The sequence below is a fragment of the Aminobacter sp. 01T433 genome (genome assembly GCF_056398585.1).
This window is the reverse complement of sequence record NZ_JBFTPR010000004.1, coordinates 283526-302514: the sequence shown is the minus strand read 5'-3', so window position 1 is coordinate 302514 and position 18989 is coordinate 283526. Positions and strand designations below refer to the sequence as shown.

General features: G+C 62.0%; 16 protein-coding genes. 8 read left to right on the top strand and 8 right to left on the bottom strand.

Annotation, left to right across the window (positions count from 1 at the left end; translation table 11 throughout):
* Positions 1-11 precede the first annotated feature (11 nt).
* Positions 12-410 carry a Rid family detoxifying hydrolase gene (locus AC1DLV_RS08935; protein ID WP_476799193.1) on the top strand — a complete coding sequence of 133 codons (399 nt, stop codon included), beginning with the start codon at positions 12-14 and terminating at the stop codon, positions 408-410.
* 2 nt (positions 411-412) lie between these two features.
* Here the strand turns inward: AC1DLV_RS08935 and AC1DLV_RS08930 are convergent, their stop codons facing one another.
* Positions 413-1123: a nitroreductase gene (locus AC1DLV_RS08930; protein WP_476799192.1), complete on the bottom strand. Its 711-nt coding sequence runs from the start codon at positions 1121-1123 to the stop codon at positions 413-415.
* Positions 1124-1359: 236 nt separating this feature from the next.
* Between AC1DLV_RS08930 and AC1DLV_RS08925 the strand changes: the two genes are divergently transcribed.
* From AC1DLV_RS08925 to AC1DLV_RS08900, 6 genes are all read left to right on the top strand, one after another.
* The gene (locus AC1DLV_RS08925) at positions 1360-1902 is read left to right on the top strand and encodes a helix-turn-helix domain-containing protein (protein ID WP_476799251.1); all 543 of its coding nucleotides are present in this window, start codon (positions 1360-1362) and stop codon (positions 1900-1902) included.
* 21 nt (positions 1903-1923) lie between these two features.
* Complete coding sequence (locus AC1DLV_RS08920; RefSeq protein ID WP_476799191.1) at positions 1924-4377, top strand: GcvT family protein; 2454 nt, start codon at positions 1924-1926, stop codon at positions 4375-4377.
* Positions 4377-5063 carry an HAD-IA family hydrolase gene (locus AC1DLV_RS08915; RefSeq protein WP_476799190.1) on the top strand — a complete coding sequence of 229 codons (687 nt, stop codon included), beginning with the start codon at positions 4377-4379 and terminating at the stop codon, positions 5061-5063. The genes AC1DLV_RS08920 and AC1DLV_RS08915 overlap by 1 nt, the downstream gene beginning before the upstream one ends.
* Before the next feature lies 1 nt (position 5064).
* Complete coding sequence (locus tag AC1DLV_RS08910; protein WP_476799189.1) at positions 5065-6246, top strand: pyridoxal phosphate-dependent aminotransferase; 1182 nt, start codon at positions 5065-5067, stop codon at positions 6244-6246.
* Positions 6243-8687 (top strand): GcvT family protein, encoded by a 2445-nt coding sequence (locus tag AC1DLV_RS08905; protein ID WP_476799188.1) that lies wholly within the window; start codon positions 6243-6245, stop codon positions 8685-8687. The genes AC1DLV_RS08910 and AC1DLV_RS08905 overlap by 4 nt, the downstream gene beginning before the upstream one ends.
* A gap of 69 nt (positions 8688-8756) precedes the next feature.
* On the top strand, positions 8757-9560 hold the full coding sequence (locus AC1DLV_RS08900; RefSeq protein WP_476799187.1) for a creatininase family protein: 804 nt from the start codon (positions 8757-8759) through the stop codon (positions 9558-9560).
* Here the strand turns inward: AC1DLV_RS08900 and AC1DLV_RS08895 are convergent.
* The 7 genes from AC1DLV_RS08895 to AC1DLV_RS08865 form a co-directional block, all read right to left on the bottom strand.
* Complete coding sequence (locus AC1DLV_RS08895) at positions 9557-10924, bottom strand: FGGY-family carbohydrate kinase (protein ID WP_476799186.1); 1368 nt, start codon at positions 10922-10924, stop codon at positions 9557-9559. The two genes, AC1DLV_RS08900 and AC1DLV_RS08895, sit on opposite strands and share 4 nt — an antisense overlap.
* Positions 10921-11241, bottom strand: a complete 321-nt coding sequence (gene rhaM, locus AC1DLV_RS08890; RefSeq protein ID WP_476799185.1) for an L-rhamnose mutarotase — start codon at positions 11239-11241, stop codon at positions 10921-10923. Before rhaM ends, AC1DLV_RS08895 begins: the two co-directional genes overlap by 4 nt.
* On the bottom strand, positions 11238-12248 hold the full coding sequence (locus tag AC1DLV_RS08885; RefSeq protein ID WP_476799184.1) for an ABC transporter permease: 1011 nt from the start codon (positions 12246-12248) through the stop codon (positions 11238-11240). Before AC1DLV_RS08885 ends, rhaM begins: the two co-directional genes overlap by 4 nt.
* Complete coding sequence (locus AC1DLV_RS08880) at positions 12245-13222, bottom strand: ABC transporter permease (protein WP_476799183.1); 978 nt, start codon at positions 13220-13222, stop codon at positions 12245-12247. Before AC1DLV_RS08880 ends, AC1DLV_RS08885 begins: the two co-directional genes overlap by 4 nt.
* Positions 13219-14760 carry a sugar ABC transporter ATP-binding protein gene (locus AC1DLV_RS08875; protein WP_476799182.1) on the bottom strand — a complete coding sequence of 514 codons (1542 nt, stop codon included), beginning with the start codon at positions 14758-14760 and terminating at the stop codon, positions 13219-13221. The genes AC1DLV_RS08880 and AC1DLV_RS08875 overlap by 4 nt, the downstream gene beginning before the upstream one ends.
* A 77-nt stretch (positions 14761-14837) precedes the next feature.
* A complete protein-coding gene (gene rhaS / locus AC1DLV_RS08870; RefSeq protein WP_476799181.1) occupies positions 14838-15833 on the bottom strand; it encodes a rhamnose ABC transporter substrate-binding protein in 996 nt (331 codons plus the stop codon).
* 52 nt (positions 15834-15885) lie between these two features.
* Positions 15886-16695 carry a DeoR/GlpR family DNA-binding transcription regulator gene (locus tag AC1DLV_RS08865; protein WP_476799180.1) on the bottom strand — a complete coding sequence of 270 codons (810 nt, stop codon included), beginning with the start codon at positions 16693-16695 and terminating at the stop codon, positions 15886-15888.
* A gap of 186 nt (positions 16696-16881) precedes the next feature.
* Between AC1DLV_RS08865 and AC1DLV_RS08860 the strand changes: the two genes are divergently transcribed.
* Positions 16882-18984 carry a bifunctional rhamnulose-1-phosphate aldolase/short-chain dehydrogenase gene (locus AC1DLV_RS08860; protein WP_476799179.1) on the top strand — a complete coding sequence of 701 codons (2103 nt, stop codon included), beginning with the start codon at positions 16882-16884 and terminating at the stop codon, positions 18982-18984.
* Positions 18985-18989: the final 5 nt, after the last annotated feature.

The following is an 18989-nucleotide window of genomic DNA, read 5'->3' as shown; positions in this document are numbered from 1 at the left end:
TGGAGGAAACGATGATGGAATTCATCAATTCGCCAGAGGCCAAGGCACTCAAACTGCCGTTCAGCCAGGCCGTGCGTGTCGGCGAGGTGCTTTACCTCTCGGGCGCGCTTGGCAACCGACCGGGAACGTTGGAGCTTGTTTCCGGCGGGATCGAAGCGGAAGCACGCCAGACAATGGAAAACATCGCAACGGTGCTCAGGGAAAACGGGCTTGGCTTCGCCGACGTGTTCAAATGCACTGTCATGCTGGCTGACATGGCGAAATGGGCCGAGTTCAACAAGGTCTATGTCAGCTATTTCGACCTGGAACGTCTGCCTGCACGTTCGGCGTTCGGTACAAACGGCCTGGCACTCGGGGCGCAGGTCGAAATGGAGTGCTGTGCCTATATCGGCAGACGGTTGGGCGCCTAGCCCTACTTCAGGAACTGTACCCACTCGTCGAGCGGCGCGCGGTCCGTGCGGAACGTGCTCTCGGGCTTTGAGGTGTCCTCATGTCCGAGCGCCATGCCGCACACCACGACTTCCTCTTCGGGGATCCCCAGCACCGGCCTGATCTGGCGGTGATAGGGTGCGAACGCCGCCTGCGGGCAGGTGTGCAATCCCCGCGCCCGCGCAGCGATCATGATGTTCTGCAAGAACATGCCGTAGTCGATCCACGAGCCCTGGTTGAGCCGGCGATCGATGGTGAAGATCATGCCGACGGGTGCGTCGAAGAACACGAAGTTGCGGTCGTGCTGGGCACGCATCCGGTCGACATCGCGCCGGCCAATACCGAGTGCGCTGTAGAGCCCGAAGCCATTGGCACGACGGCGGCCGAGATAGGGCTCGAAGAACTGGTCAGGATAATATTTGTATTCGTCCCAGACAGCCTTTTCGGCGCGCACGCCTGAATTCAGGATCACGTCGCCGATGCGCTGCTGGGTCTCGCCGGAGGTCACATAGACCTTCCACGGCTGCATGTTGGTGCCCGAGGGCGCGCGCGCGGCCACGTCGAGGATGTCGCGGATGACAGCATCGTCGATGGGAGTCGGCAAAAAGGCTCGCACCGAGCGGCGCGAAATGATTGCCTCGTCGACGATGTCGGTCTCGTCGAACTCTTGCGGTTTTTGGTCCGGTGCCAGCATCAGCTGTCCCTATGGCATCGATCTTGTCGGAACGCCCCTCACCGCCCGTCCGAACCGAGCCTTTGCACTCTCGCCAAGAGTCTCGCAAGAGAAACTTGCTGGTCCATGAAAATGCGCTTGAAATTTTCACAAAGATGCGGTCTCGTGAAATTTGATAATGAAATTTCACGAGAGAACTCGTTTTGAGTCCCATCGCAACCACCTCGGCGCGCAAGGAAAGCGACACGGCCAGCAGCCTGCTCGCCAACGATCTGCGCGCGCTGCGCAAATCACGCGGGCTGACGCTGACCGAAATCGCCTTGAAACTCGGCCGCTCTGTCGGCTGGGTCAGTCAGGTCGAGCGCGGACTGTCGCTGCCGTCCATCGGAGACCTCAGGGCCTTCGCCGAACTGTTCGGCGTTCCGGTCTCCCTGTTCTTCGCCCACGAAGCACCCGTCGAAGCGGAGCGCGGGGTGATCGTCCGCGCTGGGCGCCGCCGCACGCTTGGCACAAGCGATTCCGGCCTGGTGGAAGAGCTTCTGTCGCCCGATCTCGGGGGAAGCTTCGAGATGCTGCGCTCGATCTTCGCGCCGGGCGCCGAGCTCCGCGACCCGGCATCGCGGCCGACAGAAGAAGCCGGTTACGTCGCCTCGGGGAGCTTTGACATCGAGATCGACGGCATCTGGCACAAGCTTGGCGAAGGCGACAGCTTTCGCTTCGACCACAAGCCGTTCCGCTGGCGAAACCCGGGATTTGTGCCGGCGGTGGTCATCTGGGTCGTATCGCCGCCGGTCTATTGAGCGCACGTTTGGGAGGAAGACATGGCTGATTTGCCGAGCACGGCGCGCGTGGTGATCATTGGCGGGGGCGCGGTTGGCGTCTCCTCGCTCTATCATCTCGCCAAGGCCGGCTGGACCGACTGCGTGCTGCTCGAAAAGAACGAGCTGACCTCCGGCTCGACCTGGCATGCCGCCGGCAACGTGCCGACCTTCTCATCGTCCTGGTCGCTGATGAACATGCAGCGCTATTCGACCGAGCTCTATCGCGGGCTCGCGGCGGAAGTCGACTATCCGATGAACTATCACGTCACCGGCTCCCTGCGCCTCGCCCACAGCAAGCAACGCATGCAGGAGTTCCAACGCGCCAAGGGCATGGGCCGCTACCAGGGAATGGACATCGAGGTCGTCGGTGTCGACGACATCAAGGCGCGCTACCCCTTCATCGAAACGCATGACCTCAAGGGCGCACTCTACGACCCGAGCGACGGTGACATCGACCCGGCACAGCTGACCCAGGCACTGGCCAAGGGTGCGCGCGGCATGGGCGCAAAGATCGTCCGCTTCTGCCCTGTGATTTCGGTGCGCCGCGACAGGGACGAATGGGTCGTGGTCACGGAACAGGGCGAGATCCGCTGCGAAAAGGTGGTCAACGCATCAGGCTATCGCGCCGCCGAGGTCGGCAAGATGTTCGGCCGCGATGTGCCGATGATGGTGATGAGCCATCAATACATCCTGTTCGACGAAATCCCGGAGCTCGCCGCGTGGTCGCGCGAAGCGGGCAAGAAACTGCCGCTGCTGCGCGACGTCGACACTTCCTATTATCTGCGCCAGGAAAAGAACGGCATGAATCTCGGCCCCTATGAGCGCAACTGCCGCGCCCATTGGGCAACACCGGGCGATCAGATGCCGGCCGACTTCTCATTCCAGCTTTATCCAGACGATCTCGACCGGCTCGAGCATTATCTCAACGACGCCATCGCGCGCGTACCGATCCTTGGCACCGCCGGCCTGTCCAAGGTCATCAACGGGCCGATCCCCTATGCGCCCGATGGCAACCCGCTGATCGGACCGATGCCCGGCGTGCCCAATGCCTTCGAGGCTTGCGTATTCACTTTCGGCATCGCCCAGGCAGGTGGCGCCGGCAAGGTGCTGGCGGAATGGGTGACGCAGGGCGAGACCGAATGGGACATGTGGTCCTGCGATCCGCGCCGCTTCACCTCTTTCGCATCGGCGCCCGACTATGCCGTAGCCAAGGGCATGGAGGTCTACGGCCACGAATACGCCATCCACTTCCCCAGGCATGCCTGGCCGGCCGCGCGTAATCGCAAGCTCTCGCCGATCCACGACCGGATCGCAGCGCTTGGGGCGCAGTTCAACGCCTATAATGGCTGGGAACGCGCCACCTGGTTCGCAAAGCCGGGCGATGACCTGTCCGAAGAATCGACGCAGACTTTTGCCCGTTCCGGGCCATGGGAAAAGCGTATTCGCGAGGAATGCCTTGCCGTACGCGATGCCGCCGGCATTCTCGACCTGCCGGGATTCAGCCGTTTCAATCTCGACGGCCCTGGTGCCGCCGCGTGGCTGGACGAGCAGATCACAGGTGCCGTGCCCAAGGTCGGGCGTATCGGCCTTGCTTATTTCGCCGACGATCACGGCCGTATCGTCACCGAAATGTCGGTCGTGCGCCATTCCGAAAACCTGATGACACTGATCACGGCAGCTGTCGCTCAATGGCACGATTCCGAGTGGCTACAATCGCGCATGCCAGTCGACGCCACCTTCAAGCTGATCGACCGCACTGAAGAGTTCTCGACACAGATCCTCGCTGGCCCTAGTTCGCGGGAAATCCTGGTTGAGGTCTGCGAGGCAGATCTCGCCATGCCGTGGCTGACCCATCAGGAAACCACCATCGCCGGACGCTGGGCCAAGCTTGTGCGCGTTTCCTTCGCCGGCGAACTCGGCTGGGAGATCCACACCAAGGTCGCCGACACGGCAACAGTCTTCGACGCCGTCTGGGCTGCCGGCCAGAAGCACGGCTTGAAACCCTTTGGCATGTTCGCACTCGAATCGCTCAGGCTGGAAAAAGGTTACCGCGCCTGGAAGGGCGACCTCTCCACCGACTACACCATCCTGCAAGGCGGGCTTGGGCGCTTCGTCAAATGGGACAAGCCGAAGTTCCGCGGCAAGGCAGCCCTGCTCAGCGAGAAACAAAAGGGTGTTTCGAAGCGCTTCGTCACGCTTGCGATCGACAATCCGGGCGAATGCGACGCGCCCTACATGTCGACGCTTTGGCATGACGATGCGATCGTCGGCGAAACGACGTCAGGAGGCTGGGGCTACAGGCTAGACAAATCGATTGCGCTGGGCATGCTGCGGGCCGATCTGGCCGCGCCCGGCACCGATGTGGAAGTCGAAATTTTCGGCGAGCGTTTCAAGGCGACGGTCCAGGAAGACAAGCCCTTGTGGGATCCCGAAAACGAAAGGCTCCGCTCCTAATGACACTTCCCTTCCCCGATCGGGCCTTTGGCGCCTTCATGTTCGACATGGACGGCACGATCCTGAGTTCCATTGCCTCCACAGAACGCGTCTGGACCGCCTGGGCGATCAAACATGGGCTCGACGTGGAAACCTTCCTGCCGACCATTCACGGTGTTCGCGCCTACGAGACCATCAGCCGGCTGAACCTGCCGGGCATAGACCTGATGACCGAGATCGAGGAGCTGACGCAGGCCGAATTCGACGACGTCGACGGCATCGAACCCATCCACGGCGCATCCGCCTTCCTCAACGCGCTGCCCGCCGAACGCTGGGCAATCGTGACGTCGGCGCCCCGCAGGCTGGCGATCCGCAGGCTTGAAGCAGCCGGCCTGCCAATTCCGGGATTGATGGTAACAGGAGAGGATGTTGCCAATGGCAAGCCAGCGCCTGACTGCTTCCTGCTTGGCGCCGAACGGCTCGGCCACAAGCCGCAGGACTGCCTGGTGTTCGAGGACGCACCAGCCGGCATCCAGGCGGCCGAGGCCGCAGGCGCGCAGGTGCTTGTCATCACCGCCACGCACAATCATGGCGGTGGCACACCCCATCCTTCTGTTTCTGGCTACGGCGCGCTGACGCCCCGACTCGACAATTCCAGCAGGCTGACGCTCGGCCGTCTTGCGACCTTGCTGGGCGTAGGAGCCTGACATGCCAAAACCCTCATCGCGCATTTCCGGCATCGTTCCATCGGGCAAGGATGGTTGGGAGGTGCATTTCGCCGCCATGACGCGCCAGCAGGCCGGCGAAGACATCATCATGCTGTCGGTCGGCGACCATGATTTTGATACTCCCTCCGAAACTGTCGAGGCCTGTGTCGCCGCCGTTCGTGCCGGCTTCCATCATTATACCCAGCTTCCAGGCCTGCCTCGGCTGCGTGCCGCGATGGCGAGGGCTTCGACCCGCTGTACCGGCATCGACACCGCCCTTTCCGAGATCATCGCCACCCCCGGCGGTCAGGCAGCGCTCTATGCGGCCGTGCAAGCGACACATGACCCCGGCGACCACGCCGTCGTCGTTGCGCCCTATTACGCCACCTACCCCGGCACCTTCCGTGCGGCTGGCGCTGACTACACCGTGGTCGAGGCCCATGCAGCCGATGGCTTCCAGCCGCGTGCTTTCGAGATCGAAAAGGCGCTCAAGCCCAACACGCGCTCGATCCTTATCAACACGCCGAACAACCCGACCGGCGCGATCTACGACCGCAAATGCCTCGAAGAGATTGCCGAACTGTGTATCCGGCGTGATCTGTGGTTGCTCTCCGACGAGGTCTACTGGACGCTCGGCGGCGGTGAGCATGTTTCCCCGCGCGCCCTGCCCGGCATGGCCGAACGCACGCTGGTCATCAACTCGATGTCGAAGAGCCACGGCATGACCGGCTGGCGGCTCGGCTGGCTGACGGCGCCAGCCGATCTCGTTTCGCTGGTCATCAACCTCAACCTCGTCACCACTTACGGCCTGACCGATTTCGTCAGCCGTGCCGCAGTCGAGGCGCTGGAGAACGACTACGGCGTACAAAACATCGCCAAAACCTATGCCGACCGCCGCAATCTGTTCATCAACGAGGTGCGCGGGCTCAACAACGTCACCGTGCGCGGCTCGGAGGGCGGAATGTATGTCATGCTCGACATCAGCGCCATTGAGCCCGATTGCGAGAAATTCGCCTGGGAGATGCTCGAAGCCGAAAAGGTCGCTGTCATGCCCGGCATAAGCTTCGGCGATGCCGCCGCAGGCCACATCCGCGTCAGCCTGTGCCAACCCGATGACGTGCTCCGGGAAGCCGCCGGCCGCCTGAGGCGCTTCGTCACCAGTTACGAGAGATCAGCTGCATGACCGAACTTCCCGCCCGTGCCCGCGCCGTCATCATCGGCGGCGGTGTGTCAGGCTGCTCCGTCGCCTATCACCTGGCGAAGCTTGGCTGGACCGATATCGTGCTTCTCGAGCGCAAGCAGCTCACATCAGGCACGACATGGCACGCGGCGGGACTGATCGGACAGCTGCGGGCTTCGCAGAACATGACGCGGCTGGCGAAGTACTCGGCCGACCTGTACGTCAAGCTCGAGGAGGAGACTGGTGTCGCCACAGGCATGCGCCAGGTCGGCTCCATCACCGTGGCGCTGACTGAGGAGCGCAAGCACGAGATTTACAGGCAAGCGTCCCTCGCCCGCGCGTTCAACGTCGATGTCCGCGAGATTTCGCCCAACGAAGTCAAGGAGATGTACCCGCATCTCAATGTGTCCGACGTTGTCGGCGCCGTCCACCTGCCGCTCGACGGCCAGTGCGATCCGGCTAACATTGCCATGGCGCTGGCCAAGGGTGCCCGCCAGCGCGGCGCCAAGATCGTCGAGAACGTCAAGGTCACCAAGGTCCACACCAAAGGTGGCCGCGTTTCCGGCGTGTCCTGGGCGAAAGGGGCCGAGCAAGGCACGATCGAGGCCGACATCGTCATCAACTGCGCCGGCATGTGGGCGCGCGAACTTGGCGCACAGAACGGCGTCACCATCCCGCTCCATGCCTGCGAACATTTCTACCTCGTCACCGAGGCGATAAAGGGCCTTGGCCGCCTGCCGGTGCTGCGCGTGCCCGACGAGTGCGCCTACTACAAGGAAGACGCGGGCAAGATGATGCTCGGCGCCTTCGAGCCGATCGCCAAGCCCTGGGGCATGGACGGCATCCGCGAGGATTTCTGCTTCGACCAGTTGCCGGAAGACATGGACCACTTCGCGCCGATCCTCGAAATGGGCGTGAACCGCATGCCGATGCTGGAAACCGCCGGCATTCACACCTTCTTCAACGGCCCCGAAAGCTTCACGCCTGACGATCGCTATTATCTCGGCGAAGCGCCGGAACTGGGAGGCTACTGGGTGGCGGCCGGCTACAATTCGATCGGCATCGTCTCATCGGGCGGCGCCGGCATGGCGCTGGCGCAATGGATCCACGATGGCGAAGCGCCGTTCGACCTGTGGGAAGTCGATATCCGCCGCGCCCAGCCGTTCCAGAAGAACCGACGCTATCTCAAGGAGCGCGTCTCGGAGACGCTCGGGCTGCTCTATGCCGACCATTTCCCATATCGCCAGATGGCGACCTCGCGGAACGTTCGTCGTTCCTCCCTGCACGAACACTTGAAGGCGCGCGGCGCCGTGTTCGGCGAAGTCGCCGGCTGGGAGCGCGCCAACTGGTTCGCCAAAGAAGGCCAGGAACGCGAATACAAATATTCCTGGAAGCGGCAGAACTGGTTCGACAACCAGCGCGACGAACATCTCGCCGTCCGCAACGGCGTCGGCCTGTTCGACATGACCTCGTTCGGTAAGATCAGGATCGAAGGTCGCGACGCGCTCACCTTCCTGCAAAAGCTCTGCGCCAATGATATGGACGTTGAGCCCGGAAAAATCGTCTACACGCAGATGCTGAACAGCAAGGGCGGCATCGAAAGCGACCTCACCGTCTCGCGGCTGTCGGCGACAGCCTTCCTCGCCGTCGTTCCCGGCGCCACCCTGCAGCGCGACCTCGCCTGGCTGCGTAAACACCTAGCCGACGAATTCGTCGTCATCACCGATGTGACGGCTTCCGAAAGCGTTCTCTGCTTGATGGGGCCGAAGTCGCGCGAGTTGATCCAGAAGGTCAGCCCCAACGATTTTTCCAACGGAAACAACCCGTTCGGAACGTTTCAGGAGATCGAGATCGGCATGGGTCTCGCCCGCGCTCATCGCGTCACCTATGTCGGCGAACTCGGCTGGGAGCTTTATGTCTCGACCGACCAGGCAGCGCATGTCTTCGAGGCGATCGAGGAAGCCGGTGCGGACATGGGCCTGAAACTCTGTGGCCTGCATACACTCGATTCCTGCCGCATCGAAAAGGCTTTTCGCCATTTCGGCCATGACATCACCGACGAGGACCATGTGCTGGAAGCCGGCCTCGGCTTTGCAGTGAAGACGGCAAAAGGCGATTTCCTCGGGCGTGATGCCGTCCTGCGCAAGAAGGAGGCCGGCCTCGACCGCCGCCTCGTGCAATTCCGCCTCACCGATCCTGAGCCCCTGCTTTTCCACAACGAGGCGATTGTCCGCGACGGCAAGATCGTCGGCACGATCACCTCGGGCAACTATGGCCATCATCTCGGCGGCGCCATCGGCCTCGGTTATGTCCCCGGCAAGAACGAAACCGAAGCCGACGTGCTTGGCTCGTCCTATGAGATCGAAATCGCCGGCGAACGGTTCAAGACGGAAGCATCGCTCAAGCCGATGTATGATCCCAAGTCAGAGCGCGTGCGGATGTAGCCACCCCTTACAAAAAGGGCTGCGCTGACATATTCAGTCCGAGGCGAGTTTGATCGGCGAGGTCTGATTGTGACGAAACAGAAGCGACGCGTCTGGTGGGGCGACTTCAAGGCGGCCGATTTCGCGTCGATCGATCCTGAAAAGACGATCGCTGTCATTCCGCTCGCCGCCATAGAGCAGCACGGCCCGCATTTGCCCGTATCCACCGACCTGACCATCATGGAGGGGATGCTGGCAGAGGTTTTTGCCCTTCTCCCCGAAAATCTCGACGCCCGCTTCCTGCCCATCCAAGCGGTCGGGAAATCCGACGAGCATATCTATGCGCCGGGCACGCTCAGCCTGCCCGCCAACATGCTGGTCGACGCCTGGACCGAACTCGGCGCCTCGGTCGCCCGCGCCGGAATCCGCAAATTTGTCTTTGTCACCTCGCACGGCGGCAATGAAGAGGTGATGGGCATCGTCTCGCGCGACCTACGTGTCCGTTTCGGTGCCCTGTCAGTACGCTCCAGCTGGGGGCGCTTCGGTCATCCCGACGGTCTCTACCCTGCCCGTGAAATCCAGCTCGGCATCCATGGCGGCGATGTCGAGACCTCGCTGATGCTGCATTTCCGCCCCGACCTGGTCGACATGGCGAAGGCTGAAGATTTCACCTCAAGCTATGCCCAAGCCGAGAGCGAATTCGAGCTGCTGCGGCCACACGGCCAGCATGGCTTTTCCTGGATTGCCAGCGATCTCAACCCGCATGGCGTGGTTGGCAACGCTGAGATCGCCAGCGCTGAAAAAGGTCGCCTCACGGCGAGCCATCAGGCACAAGGTTTCGTCCGGCTGCTGCAGGATATCCGCAAAGCGAAGCTGGCTGATTGGGTGGGCTAACCGACCGACGCCCGCCAGGCATGGAAATAGTCCCGCAACGGTGCGTTCGCCCTTGCTTCGACAGCGCGGAACGCCGGCTGGCGAACCGCATCGGGCGCTGCCAGGAGCGCGGCGCCCAGACTGGTGCCTGTAGCGCTACCTGAGCCGGAGAGCACGTTTCGGCCGGCAGCTGCGGCAAGCATATCGCAATAGACGCGGTTTTTCGCAAACGGTCCCTCAACGATGACCGGCCCACCTGCGTCGGTCAGCTCCAGGCAGGTCGCCGTCATCATGGCCAGATAGAGCGAAACTGCCGCGAAGCGCTCACCCGGCGATTGCGGCTCGCCATGCCAGGATGATTGCCGATGCGGGAACGGGCCGGATCCCTGCTGGACCGATGGCAACAGCATCACCCCGCCAGCGAGCACTGCGGCAAGATCGGCATCCTCACAATCCTCCCTGCCCGCTTCGACTAGCAGGGAAAATTCGCGCCCGCCCATGAAGCGCGCCGAAGCCACAGGATCACCAAGCGCGTTGACGTTGACCAGGCAGTCGCGCGCTGGATCAAGGTTTTGCGGCGCACCGCCGACCGACAGCACGACGACCCATGTGCCTGTCGACACCACCGAAAACGGTGCGGCCTGCTGGAGCAGATGCGGATAAAGCGAGGCGTTTGAATCGTGGATGCCGCAGAATACGGGGATTTCAGCAGGCATACCGATTTCTTCGGCAAGGTCTGGCAGGACGGTTCCCAACAGATCGCCCGCCTTGCGCACCGGCGCCATACGCCCGCGCCAGCCCATCCGGTCGATCAGGCTCGACCATGTTCCCTGCGCCGGCTGCCAAAGATCGGTGTGGCAGCCCAGCGACGTGGCCTCATTGGCAAGCACGCCGCACAGGCGGGAGGCCCAATATTGCGGATAGGTGACGATGGTCGAAACCAGCGCGAATTCTTCAGGAAATGCCGTGGCCTGCCAGAACAACTGCGCGCCGAGATTGAGCCCGAGCGGCAAGCGCGGTGTGCCGGTCTCGCCAAAGGGCGGACGCGCAACATCATACTGCGCCGAAAGGCTGTCGGGGCCGTCATACTCGTAGTCGAGCACCGGCATGGCAAGCGAACCATTGGCGGCAAGAAGTGCGGCTGTCGCGCCATGGGTTGTCACCGAGATCACATCGATCGGCCGCTCGCGCTGAAGATCAGCCAGGCTTCGCTTGATGAAAGCCCACAGCGCCTCGCAATCGAAATGCGGATAGATGACGTCGCGGATCACGACGTTGGGCGTGCGGCGAACCGCGATTTCCGAGAGCGTTTCGAGATCGACCAGCGCCACCTTGGCATTGGTCTTGCCGATGTCGATGACGGCGACGGTACGAGGCTTGTTCATTTCATATGGAAGACGGTTTGCAGCGGCACCGATAGCGGCTCGTTGTCTGCATTGGTCGCCATGATGTCGGCCATATGCGCCCACCAGCGTTTCATGACGGGATGGTCTGGCAGCGCATCCATCGTGTGGTCCGCGCGACGCCACAACACACCGAACAGCGTGTTGGTCTCCTCGTCGAGATGGATCGAGTAATCGGAAACACCTGCGTCCTTCAGCAGCGTTACCAGCTCCGGCCAGATCTCGTCGTGGCGCTTGATGTACTCGGCCTTCATGCCGGGGTTGAGCTGCATCTTGAAGGCGTATTTTTCAGCGCTCATGCCAGGCGCCCCCTGCTGAAGCGGCCCCACAGGATGGGCAGCGCGATGACAAGGATCAACAGCAGGCCGATGAAGATCGACATGACGATGCCCGGCACGTTGAGCAAGCCAAGGCCGAAGGTGACCAGCCCCATGATCAGAGCTGCCAGCACCACGCCCAAAATGGAGCCGGCACCACCCAGGATGCTGACGCCGCCTAGCACCACCATGGTGATGACTTCGAGCTCATAGCCTTGCGCGATCGACGGACGCGTCGAGCCGAGCCGCGAGGTGATCAGCACCGCCGCGATGCCCGACATCAGCCCAGTGAGGCAAAAGAGCACGAACTTGATCCGCCCGACGCGCAGGCCGGAAAACTGCGCCGCGACCGCGTTGTTGCCAATGGCAAAGATGCGGCGGCCAAAGCTCGTGCGGTGCAGCACGAACCAGTAGATGACAGCTGCGAGCGCAAACAGTGCAAGCTCGAACGAGAATACCCACCAGACATAACCCTGGCCGAAGAAGGCGAAGGAAGCGGGATAACCCTTGTAGGCCTGGTCGCCGAGGATGATGAAGGCCGTGCCGCGAAACAGGCTCATCGTGCCGATGGTGACGACGATTGACGGCAGGCCAAGGCCAGTCACCAGCAGACCGTTGAAGGCGCCGCAGACAAGGCCGACGCCAACGCCGATCAGCACAAGGCCTGGCGTATCGACACCGACCTGTGCCGCCATGCCCATCATGGTTGAGGCAAGTGCGATGATCGCCGCCACCGACAGGTCGATCTCGCCCGATATGATGAGCAGCGCCATGGCGAGCGCGATCAGGCCTTTTTCGGTGAAATTGAAGGTCAGGTCAGAGAGCGACCAGACGTCGAGGAAATAGGGCGAGGCAAGGCTGTTGACGATGAAGATCGCCACCGCAACCGCGACAAGCAGCGCCTCCCACGAAAAGATCGCCGACCGAAGCGGCCTATCAAGCCGGTCGGGAATACGCCGCGGCGCGGGTGTGGTGTCGGCCGCGCTCATGCCGCTTCCGCCTTCCTCAGGATGATACGGCCCTGCTTGCGCTCGCCGCGCGCGTTGAGCACGACGGCAAGCAGGATGGCGCTGCCCGAGATCGCCATCTGCCAAAACGGCGAGACGTTGATGACCGGAAGCGCGGTCGCGATGATGCCGAGAAACAGCGCGCCGAGCACCGCGCCCGCGACCGAGCCGATGCCACCGGCAATGGAGATACCGCCGATGACGCAGGCGGCGATGATGTTGAGCTCGTAGCCATTGGCGACCTCGACCGAGGCGATGACGTAGCGCGAAATCCAGAGATAGCCGCACAGGCCGGCGACAGCACCTGAAATGCAGAAGGCGAGGAATTTGGTGCGGCCGACATCGATGCCGGCATAGACCGAAGCCGTCGGATTGACGCCGATGGCATAAAGCGAGCGGCCGACCGAGGTCCTGGTCATCAGCACGAAGAACAAGGCGATGACCACAATCGCGATCCACGACAGAACCGGCATGCCGAGCAGTTGCATGCGTTGCAGCCCAACGAAGGCCGGGCTCATCTGGTCAGCATTGACCCAGGCGCCGCCCGAAATCAGGAACGTGGCGCCGCGATAGATGGTGAGAGTGCCCAGCGTGACGACGATCGGCGGTATGCCAAGCTTCCACACCAGCAGACCGTTGAGCGCGCCGAGCAGCAGGCCGACGCCGATGGCGACGAGGATCAGCAGCGGGATCGGAAACGCAGGGAATGCCGCGTTGATCATCGCCACCACCATGCCGGTGAAGGCAAGGTTCGAGGCCATGGACAGGTCGATCGAACGGGTCAGGATGACCACCATCTGGCCGAGCGCCAGGATCATCAGGATCGAGGTGTCGTTGAACACGGTCGCCAGATTGCTAGGCCGCGCGAAGCCGGGGAAGCGGATCGAAATCAGCACCACGAGTGCCGCGATTGCCGCGAGGAGCCAGATTTCGCGATATTTGGCGAGCGTCTTCATGCGGCGATCCCCGCGGCGGTCTGCACCAGCGTGACCGCGTCGAGCTCCTTGTTGTCGTAGACAGCCGCGATGCGGCCTTCGCGCATCACCACAACCCGGTCGGACATGCCAAGGATTTCAGGCAGTTCGGACGACACCATGATCACCGAAAGCCCTTGCGCCACCAGCTCGGCCATGAAGGCGTGCACGGCGGCCTTGGAGCCGATGTCGATGCCCTTGGTCGGCTCGTCGAGAATGATCACCTTGGGGTCGGTGGCGAGCCATTTGGCAATGACCACCTTCTGCTGGTTGCCGCCCGACAGCGTCCCGACATCCTGGCTAAGCGAGGAAGCGCGCAGGTCGAGCCGCTCGGTGTACTTGCGCGCCAGGCCGAATTCTTCCTTCAACTGCAGCACGCCTGATTTAGAAGTGCGCTTCAGCGACGGCAGCGAGACGTTCTTGAAGATCGGCATGCCGATGACTACGCCCTGCTTGCCGCGTTCTTCCGGCACATAGACGACGCCGGCCTCGATGGCTTCGGCCGCGGAACGCGGCGCCATCGTGGCGCCGTCCAATGTCATGGTGCCTCGACTCGTCCTGGTGATGCCGAAGATCGCGTGCATCAGTTCGCTACGGCCAGCACCCACCAGGCCGTAGAAGCCGAGGATCTCGCCCTTGTGGAGCTCGAAGCTGATGCCGTCGAATTCGGTCGGATGCGAAAGGTCCGAAACACTGAGCACCGCGGCACCGATATGCGGCTGGCGCTCAGGGAAGATATGATCGACAGCGCGGCCGACCATCATCTTGACGATCTCGTTCTGGCTGGCGTCGGCGAGCATCCCCTCGCCGATCATCTCGCCATCGCGAAAGACGGTGTAGCGCTCGGCGATGCGGTAGATCTCATCGAACTTGTGGCTGATGAACAAGATTGCCTTGCCTTCGCGCTTGAGCAGCTCGATCAGCTCGAACAGGTCCTCGATCTCCTTGGCAGAAAGAGCAGCGGTCGGCTCGTCCATGATGACGATCTGCGCGTCGATCGACATGGCACGCGCGACCGCGACGAGGTGCTTGTTGGCGATTCCAAGGTCCTTGAGGCGCGCGTCGGGATCGATATGGGCCGCTCCCATGCCCCTCAGCACTTCGGCTGCCCGGCTGCGCATGGCGCGCCAGTCGATAGTGCCGAAGCGGGTCCGTGGCGCATGGCCCAGGAAGATGTTTTCCGCCACCGAAAGGTCGTCGAACAGAACCGTTTCCTGGTGGATCGCTGTGATGCCTTGCTCGAACGCGTCATGCGCGCTGGCGAGCGAAACCTGCCTGCCATCGACAGTGATGGTTCCGGCGTCTGGCCGGTAGATGCCGGTGAGGATCTTGACCAGTGTCGACTTGCCTGCGCCGTTTTCGCCGATCAGCGCCGTCACCTGCCCCGGATAGAGCGACAGCCCGACATTGTGCAGCGCGCGCACGCCCGGGAAGGTCTTGGTGACGCCTGAGAGCGTCAACCGGGGCGTTGCCGGGTGATCGCGCATAGGCATCTGGGTCGTGTGGGCTTTCGTGTCCATATCCGTCTCAGGCCCTGTGGCAGGTCTGGGGAAAGGCGCGGCGGGACGATAGCCCCGCCGGCCATGGCGTTCCGGAATCAATAGATCTTCGAGAACTCTTCGATGTTCTTCTTGTCGAAGGTGAAGGGTGCGGCCATCGGTGCCGAGTTGGTGTCGTCGAGCGTCACTTCACCGACGCGGCCGATCGAAAGCTTGGCGCCCGGCTTTGCTTCCATCTTCTTCACCGCCAGGTCGTGGGCGAGGTAGACGGCGGAGTAGCCGAGGTCGATCGGGTTCCACAAAGCAACGGCTTGCGAAGCACCGTTGTCGATGAACTTCTTGAACTCCGACGGCAATGCAAGGCCGGTGACGTTCACCTTGCCGATCAGGTTCGCGTCGGTGACGACCTGGGCTGCGGCAACGACGCCGACGGTGGTGGGCGCGATGATCGCCTTGAGGTTCGGGTAGGACTTGAGCAGGCCCTTGGCTTCGTCCGTGCTCTTGGCGGAGTCGTCATCGCCATAGACGGTTGCGACGAGATTGATCTTGGGGAACTTCTCAGGCAGTGCCTTCTTGGCCGCTTCGATCCAGGCATTCTGGTTGGTCGCGGTCGAGGATGCCGACAGGATGGCAACGTCGCCGCCTTCCGGCAGATAGTCGGCGGCGAGCTTGATGATGGTTTCGCCGATTAGGTTGGTGTCGGACGGGTTGAGGTGGACCTGACGACCTTCCGGAGCGACGCCCGAATCCCACGAGATGACAGTGATGCCGCGTTCCATTGCTTTCTTGAGAGCCGGCACCAATGCGTCGGCATCATTGGCGGAAATGGCGATGGCATTGACCTTCTGGGCGATCAGCGCGTTGATCACTTCGATCTGCGCTTCGGCGGTAGCCTTGGTCGGGCCGGTGTAGATCACCTCGACATCGCCGAGTTCCTTGGCCGCCTCTTGCGCGCCCTTGTTGGCGGCGTCGAAGAAGCCGTTGCCGAGCGACTTTACCACCAGGGCGATCTTGACGTTTTCGGCATGCGCGGCAGTCGCAAACATGGCGGCCGACAATGCTGCGGCAACCATCAGTTTCCTCAGAATGCTCATCGTTTCCTCCCTAGAGCGTTGCATTCCATCACCACTGCGGCGAGGCCATCCCTCATGCCTGCAGCGAAGATTCCTCGATATTCCTCACCTGGCTTTTGGCGACGACCAGCGTCACGCCGGCACTTTCCAGCATGGCGGCCTCGCGGTCCTCGATGTCCTCGTCGGTGATGACGGTGGTTATCCGCGCCAATCCGCACAGGATCAGGCTCGAACGCTGCTTGAACTTCGAAGAGTCGACCAAAACGACAAGCTCGTCGGCCTGGTCGATCAACTTCTGTTCGGCCTGGATCAGCAGCGGGTCGCCTTCCATCAGGCCGAGCGGCCCAAGCCCCTGCGCACCCATGAACATACGCCGCGCGTAAAAATTGCGCGTCACGTCATTGTCGAAGGGCGACAGGATGATGTTCTGCTCGCGATAGATCGTGCCGCCCGACAGCATCACCGTGTTCTTGGAATGCTTGAGCAGGTGCTCAGCGATCGGAAACGAATTGGTGAAGATCGGCATGCGCCGGTTTGTCAGGAAGTGCACCATCTGGAAGGTGGTGGTGCCGCCATTGATGATGATCGGCTCACCGTCCTTGCACAGCTCCACCGCCTCACGAGCGATCGCACGCTTCTTGGAGGCGTTGAGCGTTTCATTGACGCTGAAGGGACGGCCGGCAAGGCCGACGAACTGCGGCGGGGTGATTGCTTCAGCACCACCGCGCACACGGCGCAGGCGCTTCTGGACATGCAGGGCTGCAATATCGCGCCGGATCGTCGCCTCAGACGAGGAGGTAAGGTCGACCAATTCCTGCACCGTCACGACAGGCTTTTCCTGGACGGCGGACAGAATGATCCGGTGGCGTTCTTTTTCGTGCATGGTTCCTCCCTGCATGGTCATTAACTCATCCCGATTGCGCAGTGTCAATCATTTCCAATCAAATATTTTCATTGTGCAGTGCATCATGATCGATATTGATCGTTTCTGATTGACACAGAGCGGCGGGCCGTGTGATTTTGACGCCTATCACGCACCGCTGTCTCGTGCGCACCGGGAGGATCAGACATGTCAGAAACGCGCTCCAGCTCGCGCCTCGCCAATCTTTGGGATGACGCGAAAGCCGCCGCCATGAGCGAGCCGCAGCGTCTGCTCTATCGCTCCAATCTGCTCGGTTCCGACAAGCGCATCACCAATTTTGGTGGCGGCAACACCTCGGCCAAGGTCATGGAAAAAGACCCACTGACGGGCGGCATGGTCGAAGTTCTCTGGGTCAAAGGTTCTGGCGGCGACGTCGGCACGATCAAGCTCGACGGCTTCTCCACGCTCTACCAGGACAAGCTGGACGGCCTGAAGCAGCTCTATCGCGGCGTCGAATTCGAAGACGAGATGGTGGGTTACCTCCCCCATTGCACCTTCAACCTCAATCCGCGCGCTGCCTCGATCGACACGCCGCTGCATGCCTATGTGCCCAAGAAGCATGTCGACCACATGCATCCCGACGCGATCATCGCCATTGCCGCTTCCAAGAACAGCCGGGAGCTGACCAAGGACATCTTTGGCGGCGAGATCGGCTGGCTGCCATGGAAGAAGCCCGGCTACGAATTGGGCCTTTGGCTGGAAAAGTTCTGCCAGGAAAATCCAGATGCGGTCGGCGTCGTGCTCGAAAGCCACGGCCTTTTCACCTGGGGCGACACGGCCAAGGAAAGCTACGAAACCACCATCCGCATCATCAACCGCGCCATCGAATGGTTCGAGCAAAGCACTGCCGGCAAGACGATCTTCGGCGGTGTCGCCCGCCCCACGCTGTCGGCAGCCGAACGGCGCGCCGTTGCCGTAAGGCTGATGCCGGCTATCCGCGGCCTGATCTCTGCATCCGAGCCGAAAGTCGGCCATTTCGACGATCAGAACGCGGTGCTCGAATTCGTCGGCTCAAGAGAACTCGAAAGCCTCGCGGCACTCGGCACCAGCTGCCCCGACCACTTCCTGCGCACCAAGATCCGCCCGCTGGTGGTCGATTTCGACCCGGCCAAGCCCGACATCGATAAGACACTCGCCGGTCTGGCCGGTGCCATGGAAGAATACCGCAAAGGCTATGCCGCCTATTACGAGCGCTGCAAGCACGCCGACTCGCCCATGATCCGCGACCCCAACGCGGTGGTCTATCTCGTGCCCGGCGTTGGCATGATCACCTTTGCCAAGGACAAAGCGACGGCGCGCATTTCAGGCGAGTTCTACGTCAACGCCATCAATGTCATGCGCGGCGCCTCGACTGTGTCGACCTATGTCGGCCTGCCCGAGCAGGAAGCCTTCGACATCGAATACTGGCTGCTCGAAGAGGCAAAGCTGCAGCGCATGCCCAAGCCGAAATCACTTGCCGGCCGCATAGCACTCGTCACCGGCGGCGCCGGCGGCATCGGCAAGGCGACGGCGGCACGGCTGCTGCGCGAAGGCGCCTGCGTCGTGCTGGCCGATATCGACCAGACCGCCCTTGAGACCGCCGAGCAGGAGCTATCCAAGGCTTTCGGCAAGGACTTCGTGCGCCCCGTGCGCATCGACGTCACCAGCGAAGAGCAGGTCATCGCAGGCTTCACGGACACGGCGATCGAGTTCGGCGGCATCGACATTTTGGTGTCCAATGCCGGCCTCGCCTCTTCCGCGCCGATCGAGGAGACGACGCTCGCCCTGTGGAACAAGAACATGGACATCCTGGCGACAGGCTATTTCCTGGTGTCGCGCGAGGCGTTCAAGCTGTTTCGTAGCCAGAAGATCGGCGGCAATGTCGTCTTTGTCGCCTCCAAGAACGGACTTGCAGCCTCGCCCAATGCTGCTGCCTATTGCACCGCCAAAGCCGCCGAAATCCACCTCGCGCGCTGCCTGGCGCTGGAGGGCGCGGGCGAGCAGATCCGCGTCAATGTCGTCAATCCCGATGCTGTGCTGCGCGGTTCTAAGATCTGGACCGGCGAGTGGAAAGAACAGCGCGCGGCCGCCTACAACATGTCGACCGACGAGTTGGAAGAGCACTATCGTTCGCGCTCGATGCTGAAGCGCTCGGTATTCCCCGAAGACATCGCCGAGGCGATCTACTTCTTCGCCTCCGACATGTCGGCGAAATCGACCGGCAACATCATCAATGTCGATGCCGGCAACGCGCAGAGTTTTACGCGGTAACAGGT

Bases quoted from the DNA above. Each gene is read 5' to 3' on its own strand.
- AC1DLV_RS08930 (WP_476799192.1), bottom strand. From the start codon at position 1,123: ATGCTGGCACCGGACCAAAAACCGCAAGAGTTCGACGAGACCGACATC.
- AC1DLV_RS08910 (WP_476799189.1), top strand. From the start codon at position 5,065: ATGCCAAAACCCTCATCGCGCATTTCCGGCATCGTTCCATCGGGCAAG.
- AC1DLV_RS08860 (WP_476799179.1), top strand. From the start codon at position 16,882: ATGTCAGAAACGCGCTCCAGCTCGCGCCTCGCCAATCTTTGGGATGAC.
- AC1DLV_RS08865 (WP_476799180.1), bottom strand. From the start codon at position 16,695: ATGCACGAAAAAGAACGCCACCGGATCATTCTGTCCGCCGTCCAGGAA.
- AC1DLV_RS08915 (WP_476799190.1), top strand. From the start codon at position 4,377: ATGACACTTCCCTTCCCCGATCGGGCCTTTGGCGCCTTCATGTTCGAC.
- AC1DLV_RS08905 (WP_476799188.1), top strand. From the start codon at position 6,243: ATGACCGAACTTCCCGCCCGTGCCCGCGCCGTCATCATCGGCGGCGGT.
- AC1DLV_RS08875 (WP_476799182.1), bottom strand. From the start codon at position 14,760: ATGGACACGAAAGCCCACACGACCCAGATGCCTATGCGCGATCACCCG.
- AC1DLV_RS08920 (WP_476799191.1), top strand. From the start codon at position 1,924: ATGGCTGATTTGCCGAGCACGGCGCGCGTGGTGATCATTGGCGGGGGC.
- AC1DLV_RS08895 (WP_476799186.1), bottom strand. From the start codon at position 10,924: ATGAACAAGCCTCGTACCGTCGCCGTCATCGACATCGGCAAGACCAAT.
- AC1DLV_RS08880 (WP_476799183.1), bottom strand. From the start codon at position 13,222: ATGAAGACGCTCGCCAAATATCGCGAAATCTGGCTCCTCGCGGCAATC.
- rhaM (WP_476799185.1), bottom strand. From the start codon at position 11,241: ATGAGCGCTGAAAAATACGCCTTCAAGATGCAGCTCAACCCCGGCATG.
- AC1DLV_RS08935 (WP_476799193.1), top strand. From the start codon at position 12: ATGATGGAATTCATCAATTCGCCAGAGGCCAAGGCACTCAAACTGCCG.
- rhaS (WP_476799181.1), bottom strand. From the start codon at position 15,833: ATGAGCATTCTGAGGAAACTGATGGTTGCCGCAGCATTGTCGGCCGCC.
- AC1DLV_RS08885 (WP_476799184.1), bottom strand. From the start codon at position 12,248: ATGAGCGCGGCCGACACCACACCCGCGCCGCGGCGTATTCCCGACCGG.